Annotated in this window: 13 protein-coding genes and 1 tRNA gene; 2 read left to right on the top strand and 12 right to left on the bottom strand. The window is 50.0% G+C overall.

What is annotated here, in order from left to right; all coding sequences use genetic code 11:
• Positions 1-177: 177 nt before the first annotated feature.
• The 12 genes from ACFOET_RS19185 to leuS form a co-directional block, all read right to left on the bottom strand.
• The gene (locus ACFOET_RS19185) at positions 178-783 is read right to left on the bottom strand and encodes a DUF6266 family protein (protein WP_379025708.1); all 606 of its coding nucleotides are present in this window, start codon (positions 781-783) and stop codon (positions 178-180) included.
• 141 nt (positions 784-924) lie between these two features.
• Positions 925-1119 (bottom strand): YwbE family protein, encoded by a 195-nt coding sequence (locus ACFOET_RS19180; RefSeq protein WP_379025707.1) that lies wholly within the window; start codon positions 1117-1119, stop codon positions 925-927.
• 9 nt (positions 1120-1128) lie between these two features.
• Positions 1129-1611: a Dabb family protein gene (locus ACFOET_RS19175; protein WP_379025705.1), complete on the bottom strand. Its 483-nt coding sequence runs from the start codon at positions 1609-1611 to the stop codon at positions 1129-1131.
• A gap of 36 nt (positions 1612-1647) precedes the next feature.
• On the bottom strand, positions 1648-2976 hold the full coding sequence (gene rseP / locus ACFOET_RS19170; RefSeq protein ID WP_379025703.1) for an RIP metalloprotease RseP: 1329 nt from the start codon (positions 2974-2976) through the stop codon (positions 1648-1650).
• A 5-nt stretch (positions 2977-2981) separates the two neighbouring features.
• Positions 2982-4169 carry a 1-deoxy-D-xylulose-5-phosphate reductoisomerase gene (locus ACFOET_RS19165; protein ID WP_379025701.1) on the bottom strand — a complete coding sequence of 396 codons (1188 nt, stop codon included), beginning with the start codon at positions 4167-4169 and terminating at the stop codon, positions 2982-2984.
• Between the two features lie 105 nt (positions 4170-4274).
• On the bottom strand, positions 4275-5060 hold the full coding sequence (locus ACFOET_RS19160) for a beta-carotene 15,15'-monooxygenase (RefSeq protein ID WP_379025699.1): 786 nt from the start codon (positions 5058-5060) through the stop codon (positions 4275-4277).
• 94 nt (positions 5061-5154) lie between these two features.
• Positions 5155-7119, bottom strand: coding sequence for a sensor histidine kinase (locus tag ACFOET_RS19155; protein ID WP_379025697.1), 1965 nt, complete (start codon positions 7117-7119; stop codon positions 5155-5157).
• A 378-nt stretch (positions 7120-7497) separates the two neighbouring features.
• A tRNA-Ala gene (locus ACFOET_RS19150) sits at positions 7498-7571 on the bottom strand.
• A gap of 89 nt (positions 7572-7660) precedes the next feature.
• The gene (locus ACFOET_RS19145) at positions 7661-7903 is read right to left on the bottom strand and encodes a response regulator transcription factor (RefSeq protein WP_379025695.1); all 243 of its coding nucleotides are present in this window, start codon (positions 7901-7903) and stop codon (positions 7661-7663) included.
• 220 nt (positions 7904-8123) lie between these two features.
• A complete protein-coding gene (locus tag ACFOET_RS19140; RefSeq protein ID WP_379025693.1) occupies positions 8124-8315 on the bottom strand; it encodes a response regulator transcription factor in 192 nt (63 codons plus the stop codon).
• Between the two features lie 22 nt (positions 8316-8337).
• Entirely contained in the window at positions 8338-10458 is a 2121-nt protein-coding gene (locus ACFOET_RS19135; RefSeq protein WP_379025691.1) for a S9 family peptidase, read from the bottom strand.
• A gap of 106 nt (positions 10459-10564) precedes the next feature.
• The gene (gene leuS, locus ACFOET_RS19130; protein WP_379025689.1) at positions 10565-13351 is read right to left on the bottom strand and encodes a leucine--tRNA ligase; all 2787 of its coding nucleotides are present in this window, start codon (positions 13349-13351) and stop codon (positions 10565-10567) included.
• A gap of 147 nt (positions 13352-13498) precedes the next feature.
• On the opposite strand from leuS, the gene ACFOET_RS19125 reads away from it, so the two are divergent.
• Both ACFOET_RS19125 and ACFOET_RS19120 read left to right on the top strand, forming a co-directional pair.
• A complete protein-coding gene (locus tag ACFOET_RS19125) occupies positions 13499-13870 on the top strand; it encodes a hypothetical protein (RefSeq protein WP_379025687.1) in 372 nt (123 codons plus the stop codon).
• A gap of 141 nt (positions 13871-14011) precedes the next feature.
• Positions 14012-15163: an efflux RND transporter periplasmic adaptor subunit gene (locus tag ACFOET_RS19120; RefSeq protein WP_379025685.1), complete on the top strand. Its 1152-nt coding sequence runs from the start codon at positions 14012-14014 to the stop codon at positions 15161-15163.
• Positions 15164-15207: the final 44 nt, after the last annotated feature.

Genomic DNA, 15207 nt, shown 5'->3' with positions numbered 1-15207 from the left:
ATTTGATCGTTGCTTGGAAAAATGCTAAAACGTACATGCATAAAAAAAGCCCTAAACGGGCTAAAACAACTACAAAAACCAAATGCTCCGGAAGGATTGCCGGGCTTTGGGGATTCAGTCATGCAGCATTGTACGTCAAAATTCACGAGGGACAAAGGTACGGATTTTTAAAGTATCTTACAATTTTTTTTGAAGACATGCAGTCGTTAGAACGGTTTGGCTACGCCCCTCCCAGGACCCGACGTACATACTTCTGCTGTACTGCTTTTTATTTGCGCTGTGCACGAATAGGTACACGTGAAACGGGGCGTCCCGGAGCTGCGGGGGCAGCGGCACGGACAGGTATCCGCTGCTGCGGATGCATCCGTCGGTGTTCCGGCCGGCAATACCTTTTTCCGGGCTATACACGACCAGCACCACTTGGTCGGCCGGTTTGGCCATGGGATTTTCTTCGCTGGAAAAATAGATTTCCAATACCTCCGGGCTGAGCACCACATCGCCGATCTGCAGCGAAGGCAACATGCCGGCGCTTATCATCACGCGCCCGGGCACAATGTGTTGCTCCGGATAGTGGCCTTCAATAGCATCCTGCATCAGCTTTTTGAGCGCTTGACCGAAGGCCTTGCTCTTATTACCTGCGCCGTGGCCTAACCAGCTTTCAGCAACGATGGCGCGCAGCGGATTGAGGAACGCCATGCCCAGGCGCATCCGCTGCTGCACGAAAGCGTTTTCAGTTACTTTTTTATTACTTCTTGTGTGGGTATAACCGTTATGATTTATCACACAGCCGGGGCATAAGCCGCTAATCGCAAAGCAATCAGTGACTGCCTGCTTTGAATGCGGGATAAATGGCTGCGACGCATGTCACGGTGCAAAAATCAAAGAGGGATGATTGGAAAGCAGGCGCCTGAATTTACGCCTGCTTTACCCGAAAATTTCAACCACACGCCCTACTTGTCCGTCTTCAAGCCGCACTTTGATGCCGCGTGAATGATAAGCCGCGGAGGTGAGGATATCCTTTACCACCCCTTCGGTGCGTTTTCCCGTACGCTGGTCCTTTTTGAGGATAATGGCCACCTCCAGCCCGGGATAAATATCTTTACGCTGCTTTCCGTCCAACTTTCCCCCTCAGTCTGCTACCGCCTGCTTCAGCCACGAGTCGTGCACTACAACCTTGTTCCAGAATTTGGAATACTTTTCGATCGCTTCGAGGTGGATAGGATGTGTCTCGTATGTGTCGATATCGTCCATCGTATCGAAGTACACGAGCAGGTTATACGTAAAGCTGTTGTCGACCACGTCTCGTTGATGGGTCTGGGCTGCACGTCCGTAGTGCAGCGACTTAATACCGGGAATGGTTTTCAGCTCTTCGAAAAAATTGGCAAAATCGTTGATCTCCTGTTCAGAAAGCCCATCGTTGAGCCAGAATAGCACATAGTGCGCGATTACTTCTTTGTTTTCCATGTTTGTCGTTGAGGTTTCTTGTTTTTCAGTGGTTTCACTCGTGTTTTGATTGGATGTTGAAGGGGCACATGCGGCAAGCATTCCTCCTACTGCTCCGGCGACAGCCACTGCTGCACCGGCTCGTTTGATAAAATGACGTCTTTCCATTATGTTATTTTGCTTTTTGTGATTCTACAACGCATGCTATTTATTCACGATTTTCATGATATCGTTGCCAAAGACGAATACCATCAAAGCCAACAGGATGAAAAAGCCCGCAATTTGTGCTTTTTCCAGGAACTTCTCGCTCAACGGCTTGCCCTGTATCATTTCGATCAGCAAAAACACCACGTGCCCACCGTCCAACGCCGGAATGGGCAGCAGGTTCATCAGGGCAAGTGCCATGGACAGCACGCCCACTAAGGTCCAGAATCTTACCCAGTCGACCTCCGAACCGAACATCGTTGCGATACCCACCGGTCCGGCTATCGCTTTGTCGGCCCGCAGCTCACCCGTCGCAATTTTCCCCAGACCCTGTGCGTTGACCACGAGCATCTCCCATGCTCTGGAAGCTCCGATGGGCAACGATTCGAGTAGGCTATAGTGTGTAGTGACGTAGGGGAAGTCGGTATCCCGATTGAAATAAAAACCCAACGTGCCTTCTTCCGGAACCTTTGCATAGATGGTAGCCGTGTCTCCTCCCCGAAAAACCAATAGCTCCGCCTCTTTTTTGGCATGGCTGCCGATCTTGCTCTTCAACTGATCCCAAAAAGGCACCGCCTCTCCATTCACCGCGAGAATGCTGTCTCCGCGGCGGAGGCCCGCTTTTTCCGCGGCGCTTCCCGCAACCACCGAGTCTACAGCCATAGTACGGTGCCGAAGCTCGACAAATTCGTTGCGGTCGTAATCGGCCACGTCATTCATAATGTCACCCGGCACCGTAATGAATATGGTCTTCTCACCGCGCTCCACGGTCAGTTTCGTGTTTCCCATAAGCACTTTCGCGCCGACCAGGTCATTAAACCGCAACACGGGTTGGCCATCGATCTCCGTAATTCGGTCGCCTGGCTGGAGTCCAATTTTCTCACCGATAATGCCCGGTGTGATACCGTTCACCAATTTTGTGTTGTCTACGTATGTTTCACCATGTTTGAACGTAAGCATCCAGAAGATAAATATACCCAGGATGATGTTGACGATAATACCTCCCAGCATCACGATCAGGCGCTGCCACGCAGGCTTAGAACGGAACTCCCAGGGTTGCGGCTCCCCCTTCAGCTGCTCTGTGTCCATCGATTCATCGATCATTCCGGCTATCTTCACATACCCGCCCAACGGCAGCCAGCCGATGCCGTACTCCACACCCTTGTAGTTAAACTTGAACAGTTTGACGCCCCACGCGTCGAAAAACAAATAGAATTTCTCAACCTTTATCCCAAATGCACGTGCTGCCAGGAAATGTCCGAGCTCGTGCAATACAATCAATATGGACAAGCCCAGTAACACTTGCCCCACCATTACCAATACACCCATTTAATTTATTTTGCTATTTGATATATTCCTTTACTTTTTGTTACCAGACCAGCTGCGATTTCCCGGCTTCTCCGGTCGGCTTCAACGTAATCGACCAATGATGGTACGGCGATGTGCTCGCAGACTTCCATGGTTTCACTGATGATGTCGCTCATTTGGAGAAACCCGACCTCTCCTTTCAAAAACGCTGCCACGACTATTTCATTGGCAGCGTTAAGTACGCAGGGCATGCTACCGCCTGCCTCCAATGCCCGGTAAGCCAGCGCCAGGTTAAGGAACGTGCCGGTGTCAGGCTGCTCAAACGTAAGCGCTGGAAATTCGGCAAAATTGAACCGTTTGAAGTTGCTCTTCGCCCTATCGGGATAGGTGAGCGCATATTGTATCGGCAATTTCATGTCGGGAAGCCCCAACTGTGCCTTTATACTGCCGTCGCCAAATTGCACTAGTGAATGGACAATGGATTGCGGGTGCACGATCACGTCAATTTGTCGTGCCTGCAATTTGAACAGCCATTTTGCCTCGATCACCTCCAAGCCTTTATTCATCAGCGTGGCGGAGTCTATGGTGATTTTAGCGCCCATCACCCAGTTCGGATGGCGCAGGGCCTGCTCTTGGCTCACCGTCGATAAATACTCCCGGCTTTTCCCCCGGAAAGGTCCGCCGGATGCGGTAAGGTATATCTTCTCTATAACACTATGTTCCTCCCCTACGATGCATTGGAAGATGGCCGAATGCTCGGAGTCTACCGGCAGGAGCTTCACCCCGTGTTTGGCTGCTAAATCCATTACCAACTGGCCAGCTACGACTAACGTTTCCTTGTTTGCCAATGCTACGTCCATCCCTGCCTCAATGGCCGCCAGTGTCGGTCCGAGACCTGCAAAGCCAACCAGTGCGCTGATCGCGATGTCTGCTCCGCTGTGCTGGATGGCCTCTTCCATGGCATCGCGGCCTGCGAACACCGTTGTTGGTACACCTGACAAAGCCGCCTTCACTTCATGGTATTTTCGTTCATCGGCAATAGCCACGGTTTTCGGCCGGAACTCGATCGCCTGCCTGATCAGCAAGTCCGAATTCGTGCCGGCACTAAGCATCCGGATCTCAAATCGTTCGGGACAAGCCCGCACCACTTCCAATGCTTGCGTACCAATGCTGCCGGTAGCACCCAGTATGGCTATTTGTTTCTTCTTTTCCAAAACGCGTTCTGTCTTCTGTGTTTCTGGCTTTCTGCGATGACTGTTTGCTTTTTTGCGCTCTCCGCTTACTCACACGTTACTTGCCCGCTGATTACTGACGACAAACTATATGATATTTTTCATTACCCGAGGGTCGTCCCCGCCATGATAGTCGGCCATCATATCCCGGTAAGCTACCGCAATAACGACACTCGACAGCGGCCCCACCAAAAATGAATTGACCAAACTTAGTACCGTTGACACCATCGGAAATCCCGTATAGTTGAAATACAAATATAAAAGGTGCAAAATGGCAAAAAATGCCAATATGAGCAACAACTTGGTCACATTTCCTTTGGTGAGCGCAAAACTCAGCCGTAGCGCCCTGAAGGGGCCGGCTTGCCGTTCAATGATAAAGAACGGGTAAAATGCCACCCTGAGCAGGAAAATAAAAATCACTACTGCCGAAATTGCACGGGCAATGTTGACCATAAGCGACACGTCTACGCGGGCATAAACCAACGGAAACGCCACAAGGGAAATAACGAAGTAAAATAACAATGCGAGCAGTGTGATACTGAACATGCCGGTAAAAAAGTATAGCAGTTCTCTAGTGCTTGGTATGGTACCTGTCAAGTGCACACGCTCTTTCTTGTCGATCAGCGTAAAAATATACTTGAACAGCGTCAGCTGCGTGCCGAAATACAGGACAGCAAACAGAAAAGCCATAACGACGCTGAGAAATGCATTTACCTCATTAAAATAAAAAGCGAGAATCCCAGACGTATTAGATGTAAGGAACAGCAAAAAGCAGAGTCCTGCGATGGAGAAATAGTATTTCCTCAGCAGGTCCAGCGACCGGTTGATCACGTCATTTACGGCAAATGTACTGTCCTTCAGAAACTGAATCATTTGGATTGACGAAAACTTACTGCAAAGGTGGGATAAAGTTTCCGCTTCTCATAGCCAATTACAAGAATGCAAAAAGAAATGAGGCCTTTTGCGGCTATTGCTTACTTCTTGACAGCGGCAACGTAAAGTAAAAAGTAGATCCCGCGCCAAATTTACTACTGACCTTCAAACTGCCGTCATGCCGATCAACAATCTGCTTGGTTAGGTATAATCCTAGCCCCAAGCCGCTGATTCCCTTATTTCCGTCGGCGCGATAAAATCTTAGGAAAGCCTTTTGCTGCTGCTCTTCAGTAAGACCAATTCCATAATCCTCAACGCTGAAGGTCAGTGATTCATTTGATCTGAACAGCTTGACATTTACAAGGTCAGCATTAGGAGAGTATTTAATGGCATTGCCTATCAGATTGATCATTGCTTGTTCGATCCGTTGCTTATCGGCTTCGACAAAGACGGGGGCCGGCGGAACTTCGCTTACTATTTTGTGCGTTGCATGGGTATGCTTAAACGTTCCAACAATATCCTGGACCAGGTCCGACATATCAAAGGTTTCGATATTAAACTCGAGCTTGCCGGCTTCAATCTTTGACATGTTTAGCATATCGTCTACCAAGGTATTCAACCGCTCGACCTGAATCAGTGACTTCTCAAGGAAGCGCCGTTCTACATCATTTTGTTGACGCTTTGTCAATACCTGCAAAAATCCCTTTACGGACGTCAGGGGCGTTTTCAGTTCGTGGCTGGCTATCGCGATAAACTCGTCCTTTTGGGCGCTCAGCAATCTGACCCGTTCGAATAGCTGTGCATTGTCGAGCGCTACTGCCACCTGTGAAGCGATGCTGCCTATGATGTCTTCGTGTTCTGATGTAAATTTGCCAGGCTCGGGGTGCCCAAAGAACAAGCCGCCAATCACAATTCCCGAGTTCAGAATGACCGGCATCGATAGATAGCTGACAACACGGGGATATTGCTCGGGCAATCCGAAATGAGTCGGATACTCACTGAAGCGCGGGTCTCCCGTAATATCATGCAGACGTAACGCACCTTGGCCTTTGAATGTTGGGTGGAAAATAGCCAGATTGCGCGGGATGGAGATTTTCTCAAACGAAATTGGGCGTATACCAGATGTCACATATATGGTAAATGCTTCATGCTCAACAGCATCAATGTTATAAAAGAAAGCCCCGAAAGCAGCGCCGGTAATTTTTGTGGTTGCCTCGGTTACACGCTGTAGAATCGCTTCGATGTCCAATTTTTCGGAAATTCCCTTTCCTATCGCATTTAAGGTTTCCAGGTTCTCGGTATATCTTTTGATTATTTCCTGCGCCTTGACCTGATCGGTGATGTCGCGCGCTATTTTAGACGCACCTACGATGTTCTCATTTGCATCTTTTATGGGCGATACCGTCAGCGACACAATGATTTCATGCCCCGCTTTATGACATCGCATGGTCTGGAAGTGATCGACCTTCCTTCCGTCTTTTATACTGTCTATAATTCGGTGTTCTTCATTCCTGCGGGAAAGCGGGATTAGGGTGGTAATGGGCTTTCCGATGATCTCATCCTGGCTGTAGCCAAAAATCCGCTCGGCGCCACGGTTCCAGCTGGTGATTGTTCCGTCCAGGTTCTTGCTGATAATTGCATCATCCGAAGACTCCACAATGGCGGCGAGCATGGCATTGCGGATGTCCTGCTCGTGGGTTTCCGTAACATCTATCAGCGTGTTATGCGCGCCAGTCAGCCTACCATTGCTATCAAATAGCGGTCGCGGAAACACCCTCAGGTTCCTGAAAGAACCGTCAGGCCTTTCTATGGTAATCCGGCGGTTTTCATACGGTATACGCTCTTTGAGCGTCAGCGCCATTGGGCAGGTATCCAACGGCATTGGTCGGCCATCAGGAAAATAAATTTTCCAAGAGCCGCACCACAGATCCTTCCCGATTTGGGGTGCTCTTCCCCATAAAGCGACGGCGGCTCTGTTATAAAACGTAACATAGCCATTATGGTCACATGTATATATGGCAATAGGCGACTCGTCAAACACCTGTTGTAGCTCGGTCATAAATTAGTTGCCATTTTAGTTGGCAAAAGAAGTATATTAAAATAGTTAATCATCACATATTTTGCAATAAAGTGCACAATGGCTTTCGGCTGCATATCACAGGCCGCTTATCTCCGTTAAACGGTTTTTCGGGCGGTCCCAATGACCACGCCGCAATCTGCATAAAATTCAGTGTGAAGACCTTTGCAAAGGTACACATTAAATCATTATAAGTACTACGAATATTAATGAGAAAGCTAAGAGTGGATCAACGTTAAAACCCTACAGGTGAGCGACGCGTTGAATGATTCGGACACGTTAAATGATTCCAAAGAATTCTCCTAAAGGGTTCTTAACGAAAAAGCACTTATGGATATTCATAAGTGCCTTATATTCAAGTGGAGGATACCGGATTCGAACCGGTGACCTCTTGCATGCCATGCAAGCGCTCTAGCCAGCTGAGCTAAACCCCCGCTTTTTCGGACTGCAAATATAGCGATTAGAAAAAATTATCCAAGAAAAGGACATATCTTTTTTCGGCATTTGCCTCCGTAACATTGGTTTAGATATCCAGATGCCGCTGGGCAAAAAGCAGCAGACCATTGTTTCCTTTGATATTCAGTTTGGTACGGATATCTCTTCGGTGCGTTTCGATTGTTAGCGGACTGACGAAAAGCTGCTCAGCGATTTCCAGCGTCGTTTTGTTTTGCCGGACCTGCCGCATAATTTCCACCTCGCGCTTGGTCAGGTTGTATTTTTGCCGTATGCGTTTATGAGTGTCTTCGTTCAGTGCGGAAGCGTGCACAGCATGTGCCTCAAAATATTGGCCCCCGCGGTAGATTTCCTAAATAGCACGGGTAAGCACGATGGCATCAGAATCTTTAGGCATGAAACCAGCTACAACGATGGCGCGCAACGATGCCTGCAACGATGGGGTGTAATACATGGAGACGACGAGAATTTTCAGGTTCGGCTACATCGACAGGGCTTTCGCAGCCGCTTGCTGCTCGTCAATCTTCGGCATATCAGGTCCATGACAATGACATCAGGTTTGTGGTGTTGCAAAAGCTAGAAGCCTCTCTTCCATCACGGGCAGTGCGCCATACGGTAAAACGCGGATGGTTTTCAAGGATGGACCGCAGTCCGTCGACGAAAAGCTGGTGATCATCCACCAGCAGGAGGTTAATCTTTTGTGGGTTAATCAGCTTATTTTCCATTCAATGGCAAAGGTATTTGTCCTTATTTCAGCGCTGCCGGCATTGGCTTTTCCAGTAAATACTGATAATAAAAGCGGTAGCGCTCCTTGCGGTCGTACGCCGACTTTTCCCGGGAAAAACCGTGCCGGCTACCGGGATAAATCATCAGTTCGAACGGCATGTCGCGGTCGGTCAGTGCGTCTACCAGCTGGATGGTGTTTTGCATGTGAACATTGTCATCCATGTCGCCATGCAAAATGCGCAATACGCCTTTGTAGTTGTCTACATAAGTAAGCACCGAGCCGTTTTTGTATCCTTCAAGATTCTCTTGCGGCGTGTCCATGAATCGTTCGGTATAATGGGTATCGTAAAGCTCCCAACTGGTGACTGGTGCCCCGGCAATGCCGTAGTCAAAATAGTCAGCGCCCTTTGTCAGGGCCAAACAGGTCAGATAACCGCCATAGCTATGGCCGGTAATCAGCAGTTTATCGTTGGCTACCCAAGGTTTGCTTTTCAACCATTCGGCCGCTGTGATATAGTCTTCCATTTCCCAATGCCCAAGCTTGCGGTGCATCAGTGCCACCCCCTCCTTGCCGAAGTGCCCGGAAGCCCGATGGTCTACGCTGATCTGGACAATCCCCTCATTAGCCCAATGCTGATTAGCCGTGCCCTTCCAGGTATTGCGGACTGAACCAGCATCCGGTCCCCCATAGATACTGAAGATGACGGGATGGGGCTTGGTTTCGTCAAAATCAGTAGGCCAGGTGATCGTTGCCGGTAGCTGGTAACCATCAGGCGTGGGGATGGTGATCAACTCCGTCTTCGCAAAAATATAGTCGTCGAAATCGCCGGCTCTACTATCTGCCAATTCCCTGATCAATTTGCCTTTATTGTCCATCAATGCAACTTTCGTCGGGGTGTGCACATTCGAGTACATGGTGATGAAATGCCTGCCGTCGGGTGCCACGGACACTTGGTGCGTATAGTCGCCGAATGTAAGGCGTTTAAGGTTCTTGCCGTTGTAGCTGACGCTGTACAGGTCTACGGTTGCTGAGTGCTCCTTGCGGGCGGTGAAGTAAATCACCTTATTTTTTTCATCGACCAATTCCAAGGTGGACACCTGCCACCTGCCTTCGGTAATGGGGTTGACCAACGCCCCGTCCAATGTATAGAGGTAGTAGTGCGCCCAACCTGTTTTGTCGCTTTTCAGGATATAATGCTTATTATCCTTTAGATAGGTGATACGTTCGCTATGGCTCAAATCTATCCAAGCATCCTGACGCTCGTCGTAGATTTCCTTTTTCAAACCTGTGGAAAGGTCTACCTGAAAAAATTTAAGGATGGTCTGATCGCGATTCATCCATTGCACCATTAGGCTGCTGCTGTCGAAGCTCCAATAAGGCTGACCAAAATACTGGTCGTCTTTTTCATTGAAATCCGCCCACACCACATCACCGCCCTCTACGGGCACAAACCCGACCTTCACCTCGGGGTTGGGGTCGCCGGCTTTCGGGTACCTTGTTTGCTCGAGATATCCGTGTTGACCGCTGGAGCCATAAATCGGAAACATAGGCACCTTGGTGTCGTCAAACCGCATGAACGCCAACGTTTTGCTGTCCGGCGACCACCAAAACGCCTTATACCGGCTGCCACGCCCCAGAATTTCCTCGAAATAGACCCATGACGCCCATCCGTTGTAGATCACGTCGGTGGCGTCTGACGTGTATCGGATTTCCCTTCCATCGCTTACGCGCACGGCGTACAGGTCGTTGTCGCGCGTAAAGGCCACGTATCGATTGTCAGGTGACAACGTAGGGTTCTTTTCTTCGGTTTCAGGTGACCGTGTAAGCTGCCGAGGTGAGTTTCCACCCTCGCGGATGTAGATATCGTTGTCCTTGACATACACTTCAACGTCGCTACTGGGGGGTGGTGTGTATGGCGTGCGGGCTCCGGTTTTGACATGCACCAGGGATTGTTCCCGGCTGGTCGCATCAACTTCGATGTAATGCATTTCATCTGCCCAGCCACGTATGGTATTGATTGACTTGGTGAGTGAAGGTTTAAGGCCGAGCGATTGTTCTAAATCCAAGCGCTTGGTTTGAGCAGCTATATTGGTGATAAACAACAAACAAGCGCCTGCAACAAGGTATAATTTTCTATTCATATGTGTACTTTTGGTCTTAAAGCGAATTGCTGTGCTAAGGTAGTAAATTTTACTACTTTCCTGAAAATACCGCATATGCCAATAACAGTAACTGGAGATTGAACCGTTACACCACGATATTTACAATCCGCCCTTTCACGTAAATCACCTTACGCACCGGCTTGCCTTCAAGGTAGCGTTGCACGTCTTCGTTGGCCAGCACGGCTTTCTCTACTTCCGGCTGCTCCAGGTCAAGCGGCAGCGTCAGGTTCATCCGTGTTTTCCCGTTTACTGATATCGGATATGCAAATTCGTTTTCTACCAGGTATTCGGGATTGAATACCGGATAGTTGGCGTATGCGAGCGCTCCCGGCTCATTGCCCAGCAATGCCCATAACTCTTCGGTGATGTGGGGCGCGTATGGATGTAGCACAATGCAAAGGTCTTGTAAGATGGCGCGCTTGTTGCACCTCAGATCGGTCAGTTCGTTAACACAGATCATGAACGATGAAACCGATGTGTTGAACGAGAATCGCTCAATGTCGTCTTCAACCTTTTTAATAATCTTATGCAGCGCCTTCAGTTCGGACCGGCTGGGGGCCTCATCACTCACCGCAAAGTTGCCCTCAGCATCGTGGAACAGCTTCCAGAACTTGCGCAGAAACTTATACACGCCCTCTATGCCGTTGGTATTCCAAGGCTTGCTCTGCTCCAGTGGACCCAGAAACATTTCGTACATACGAAGGGTGTCGGCACCGTATTGCTCAATAATGTCATCGGGATTGACCACGTTGTACTTAGACTTCGACATCTTTTCCACTTCGTGGCCGCAGATATATTTACCGTGTTCGAGGATAAATTCCGCATCGGCAAAATCCGGCCGTAACTGACGGAATTTATCAAGGTTAAGCACGTCATTAGTGACAATATTTACATCAACATGCAACGCAATGGTGCGGTACTCATCTTTCAATCCCTGAGAAACGAACGTATTGGTACCTTTACCCGCTTCATCTAACACGCGGTATACGAAGTTGCTCCGTCCCTGGATCATCCCCTGGTTAATCAGCTTCTTGAAGGGCTCTTCCTCGGATACATATCCTAAATCTTTTAGAAATTTGTTCCAGAATCGACTATAAAGCAGGTGACCAGTGGCGTGTTCCGAACCACCGATGTAGAGATCTACGTCTCGCCAATAATCGATGGCTTCTCTGGACGCGAATGCCTCGTCGTTTCGTGCATCCATATAGCGGTACCAATACCAGCTGGAGCCTGCCCAGCCCGGCATGGTGCTGAGTTCATAATCGTACTGACCGCGGTATTTCCAGTCTTTTGCACGGCCCAGCGGTGGTTCACCGGTTTCAGTGGGTAGGTACTTGTCGACCTCTGGCAGCAATAGGGGCAATTCGCCCTCGTCGATAAGCTGGGGCAGTCCGTCTTTGAAGTAAACCGGCACCGGCTCCCCCCAATAGCGTTGGCGGCCGAACACCGCATCGCGCATCCGGTAGGTAATGGTAGCCTCGCCGGCGCCGATGGTTTCCAGCTTTGCTATGAGAGTGGCTACGGCTTCGCTGTAGGTCATGCCGTTGATGATGCCAGAATTGATATAGCGGCCTTCCTTGGTGGGATCGGCCTGCCCGTCCAGTTGCTGGGCATCCGAGATGGGAATGATCGGCAACCCGAAGTGGGTGGAGAACAGGTAATCGCGCTGGTCGCCGGACGGCACGGCCATTACGGCTCCAGTACCGTAGCCAGCTAATACGTAGTCCGCAATCCAGATGGGCACTTCCTCGCCCGTTAGGGGGTGGATAGCATGACTACCGGTAAAAGCGCCCGATACCGCTTTAACATCGGCCATGCGGTCCAATTCCGACTTCTTCTTGGTCTGTGCGATGTAGGCATCCACCGCTGCCTGTTGCTCGGCAGTGGTGAGGGCCTTCACCCATTCATGCTCTGGGGCGAGTACCAGTGCATTCACTCCGTAGATGGTATCCACGCGGGTTGTAAACACTTGGATCTGGCGTTCGCCCAGTGAAGGTACCGCGAACCGCACGCTAGCCCCTATACTTTTGCCAATCCAATTGCGCTGCATTTCTGCCAGCGGCTCCGGCCAGTCGATGCTATCCAGCCCTTTAAGGAGGCGCTCGGCATATGCGGTGATACGCATGCTCCACTGCATCATTTTTTTCTGTTCTACGGGGTATCCGCCTCGCTCCGACACGCCATTGATTACTTCATCGTTGGCCAACACAGTACCTAGCGCCGCGCACCAGTTGACGGTGCTTTCACGTAAGTAGGCAAGCCGGTATTTCAGCAGTTCCCGGTGTTGTTCTGCTGCGCTAAACGCCTTCCACTCACCAGCCGTGAACGTCAGTGCGTCGTCGTCACACGCCGCATCCACTCCATCCGATCCGTGCGCTTCGAAATGAGCCACCAGTCCAGCAATGGATACCGCCCGGTCTTGCGCCTTGTCGTACCAGGAATCATACAGTTGCATGAAAATCCATTGTGTCCATTTGTAAAACGACGGGTCGCTCGTGCGTACCTCCCGGCTCCAGTCAAACGAGAACCCGATGTTATCGAGTTGCTCACGATAGCGCTTGATGTTTGCCTCGGTTGTCACGGCCGGATGCTGGCCCGTCTGGATAGCATATTGCTCGGCCGGTAGACCGAACGAATCGTACCCCATGGGATGCAGTACATTGAATCCTTTCAACCGCTTATATCGAGCAAAGATGTCGGAAGCGATGTATCCAAGCGGATGCCCCACATGCAGGCCCGCGCCGGACGGGTAAGGAAACATGTCCAGCACATAATATTTCGGCTTGTCAGTGGTGTGATCTACACGGAAGGTCTGATTTACCGCCCAGAACTGCTGCCATTTCTTTTCGATGGTTTTATGATGGTATTCCATGATACGCCCGGTTTAAAATAAGAACGGCGAAAATACAATTTTTCAGGCAATGGAGGTTATCAAACCGTTAAATTTGCCATAATCAAGTAACAAAATGATGAAATTTTTCGACCGCGATTCACAAAGATATTATCTTTGCTCGCGGTTATGCGTACAAGATTGTTTTGCTTTCTTGCATTCGTTGCCTACGTCAACACCATCTTCCACCAAGAGGGGCATACGCATGGTTGGGGTACCGACCAGATCATCGATGGTGCGCCGTTGGTCGAGATCATCCTTGAGGACGTGCTCGAAATCCCCTGCAGCGATAATGAAAGCCTGTCGGATGACTTCCAATACGATGACTATCGCCCCGCGTCTTCCAAGTGGTTAAGCATTGTGCCGCCCGAAAAGGAAATCGGGCTTAGCCCACTACAGACTGTCGATATTTTTCAATACATTACCCGGCTCGAACTGAACACCAAAATCACTTGCCTGCTCGGCTATTACAGTTTCCTTTTCCGGCTGAAGCCGTTCTGAACCGGACGCCAATCTTCAGATAAACGTTAGTCAGTTTACCATTTTTATTGGATCTCAAGCCTTCAAATCTGGCGTACTGCCACCGATTTCGGATAAAGATTTGTTATTGAAAACATCACCATCTAAAACTTGAATACTACGATGAATACTAATACTTTGACACGAGCATTGCCCGCAATAATTGTACTGGCTGTCTTTATCAGCGCATGCACCGGTGATGCAAAAGAAGCCGAAAGCCTGACCAATATTCCTCACACGCCTGTAGCAGAAATCATTGAACTTGACACGACGATTCATCAAGACTATGTGGCCAGCATCCACGCCTATAAGAATGTTGAAATACGTTCGCGGCTGAAGGGATTTCTCGACAAGATTTACGTAGACGAAGGCAGTGAAGTCGCGCAAGGCCAGCCACTTTTTCGGTTGAATGACACCGAGTACCGAGCAGAGTTGGCCCGTGCCGAAGCGGTACTGGAAAATGCCGTGGCCGACCGGAAGACCAAGGCGCTTGAAGTGGGCCGCACAAAGCTGCTGGTAGATAAGAACATTGTTTCGCCTACTGACCTGGAGGTCGCCGAGGCGCAACTGAGCGCAGCTGATTCGCGGATCAAGGAAGCGAAGTCTCAACTTCAGCATGCGAAGACACAACTGGCCTACACGACCATCCGTGCCCCCTTTTCCGGCCGCATAGACCGCATTCCCCTTAAAGAAGGCAGCCTGCTAGACGAAGGGACATTGCTTACGTCCATCTCCGACCTCAGTAAGGTCTATGCTTATTTCGAGATTTCCGAACAGGAGTACCTGGCCATTGTAGCAAACGAAGGTGTGCGCACCGCCGATCCCAGCATGCCGGTGCAACTTACCCTGGCCAACGGCATGGTCTATCCCCATGAAGGGAAAGCCGAATTTGCCGAAAATGAATTTGAAGAAACCACGGGCACGATTTCACTTCGCGCGCTGTTCCCCAACCCCGACGGACTGATCAAGCACGCGGCGTCCGGCAAGGTGAGCGTACCGATGCAGCATGGACAGAACTTGGTCGTCCATCAGAAATCGGTTTTTGAGATTCAGGATCGCACATATGTATACAAGGTCGGCGAGGACAGCACGGTCACCATGGTCCCGTTCAAGGCTGGGCTGCGCGTAGGACATTACTACTTAGTGGAAGACGGCCTGAATGCCCATGATAAGATTGTTTTCGAGGGTGTGCAAAACCTTCGGGACGGGATGAAGGTCGCTCCGCAGATCGCTCCCTCCAGCGACCGCCACAGCATAGCCACTGCTGCCAACTAAACGACCCGAGTATCATAAAACACGTTATTTTTTTCAGAATACGG

Origin of the sequence: Parapedobacter deserti (genome assembly GCF_042646065.1) — a bacterium.
Lineage (GTDB): Bacteria > Bacteroidota > Bacteroidia > Sphingobacteriales > Sphingobacteriaceae > Parapedobacter > Parapedobacter deserti.
Note: the sequence above shows the minus strand (reverse complement) of the source record. Positions and strands in the feature narration are given on the sequence as shown.

Coding starts and splice junctions, on each gene's coding strand:
- ACFOET_RS19175 (WP_379025705.1), bottom strand. CDS start 1,611: ATGGAAAGACGTCATTTTATCAAACGAGCCGGTGCAGCAGTGGCTGTC.
- rseP (WP_379025703.1), bottom strand. CDS start 2,976: ATGGGTGTATTGGTAATGGTGGGGCAAGTGTTACTGGGCTTGTCCATA.
- ACFOET_RS19120 (WP_379025685.1), top strand. CDS start 14,012: ATGAATACTAATACTTTGACACGAGCATTGCCCGCAATAATTGTACTG.
- ACFOET_RS19125 (WP_379025687.1), top strand. CDS start 13,499: ATGCGTACAAGATTGTTTTGCTTTCTTGCATTCGTTGCCTACGTCAAC.
- ACFOET_RS19135 (WP_379025691.1), bottom strand. CDS start 10,458: ATGAATAGAAAATTATACCTTGTTGCAGGCGCTTGTTTGTTGTTTATC.
- leuS (WP_379025689.1), bottom strand. CDS start 13,351: ATGGAATACCATCATAAAACCATCGAAAAGAAATGGCAGCAGTTCTGG.
- ACFOET_RS19155 (WP_379025697.1), bottom strand. CDS start 7,119: ATGACCGAGCTACAACAGGTGTTTGACGAGTCGCCTATTGCCATATAT.
- ACFOET_RS19160 (WP_379025699.1), bottom strand. CDS start 5,060: ATGATTCAGTTTCTGAAGGACAGTACATTTGCCGTAAATGACGTGATC.
- ACFOET_RS19140 (WP_379025693.1), bottom strand. CDS start 8,315: ATGGAAAATAAGCTGATTAACCCACAAAAGATTAACCTCCTGCTGGTG.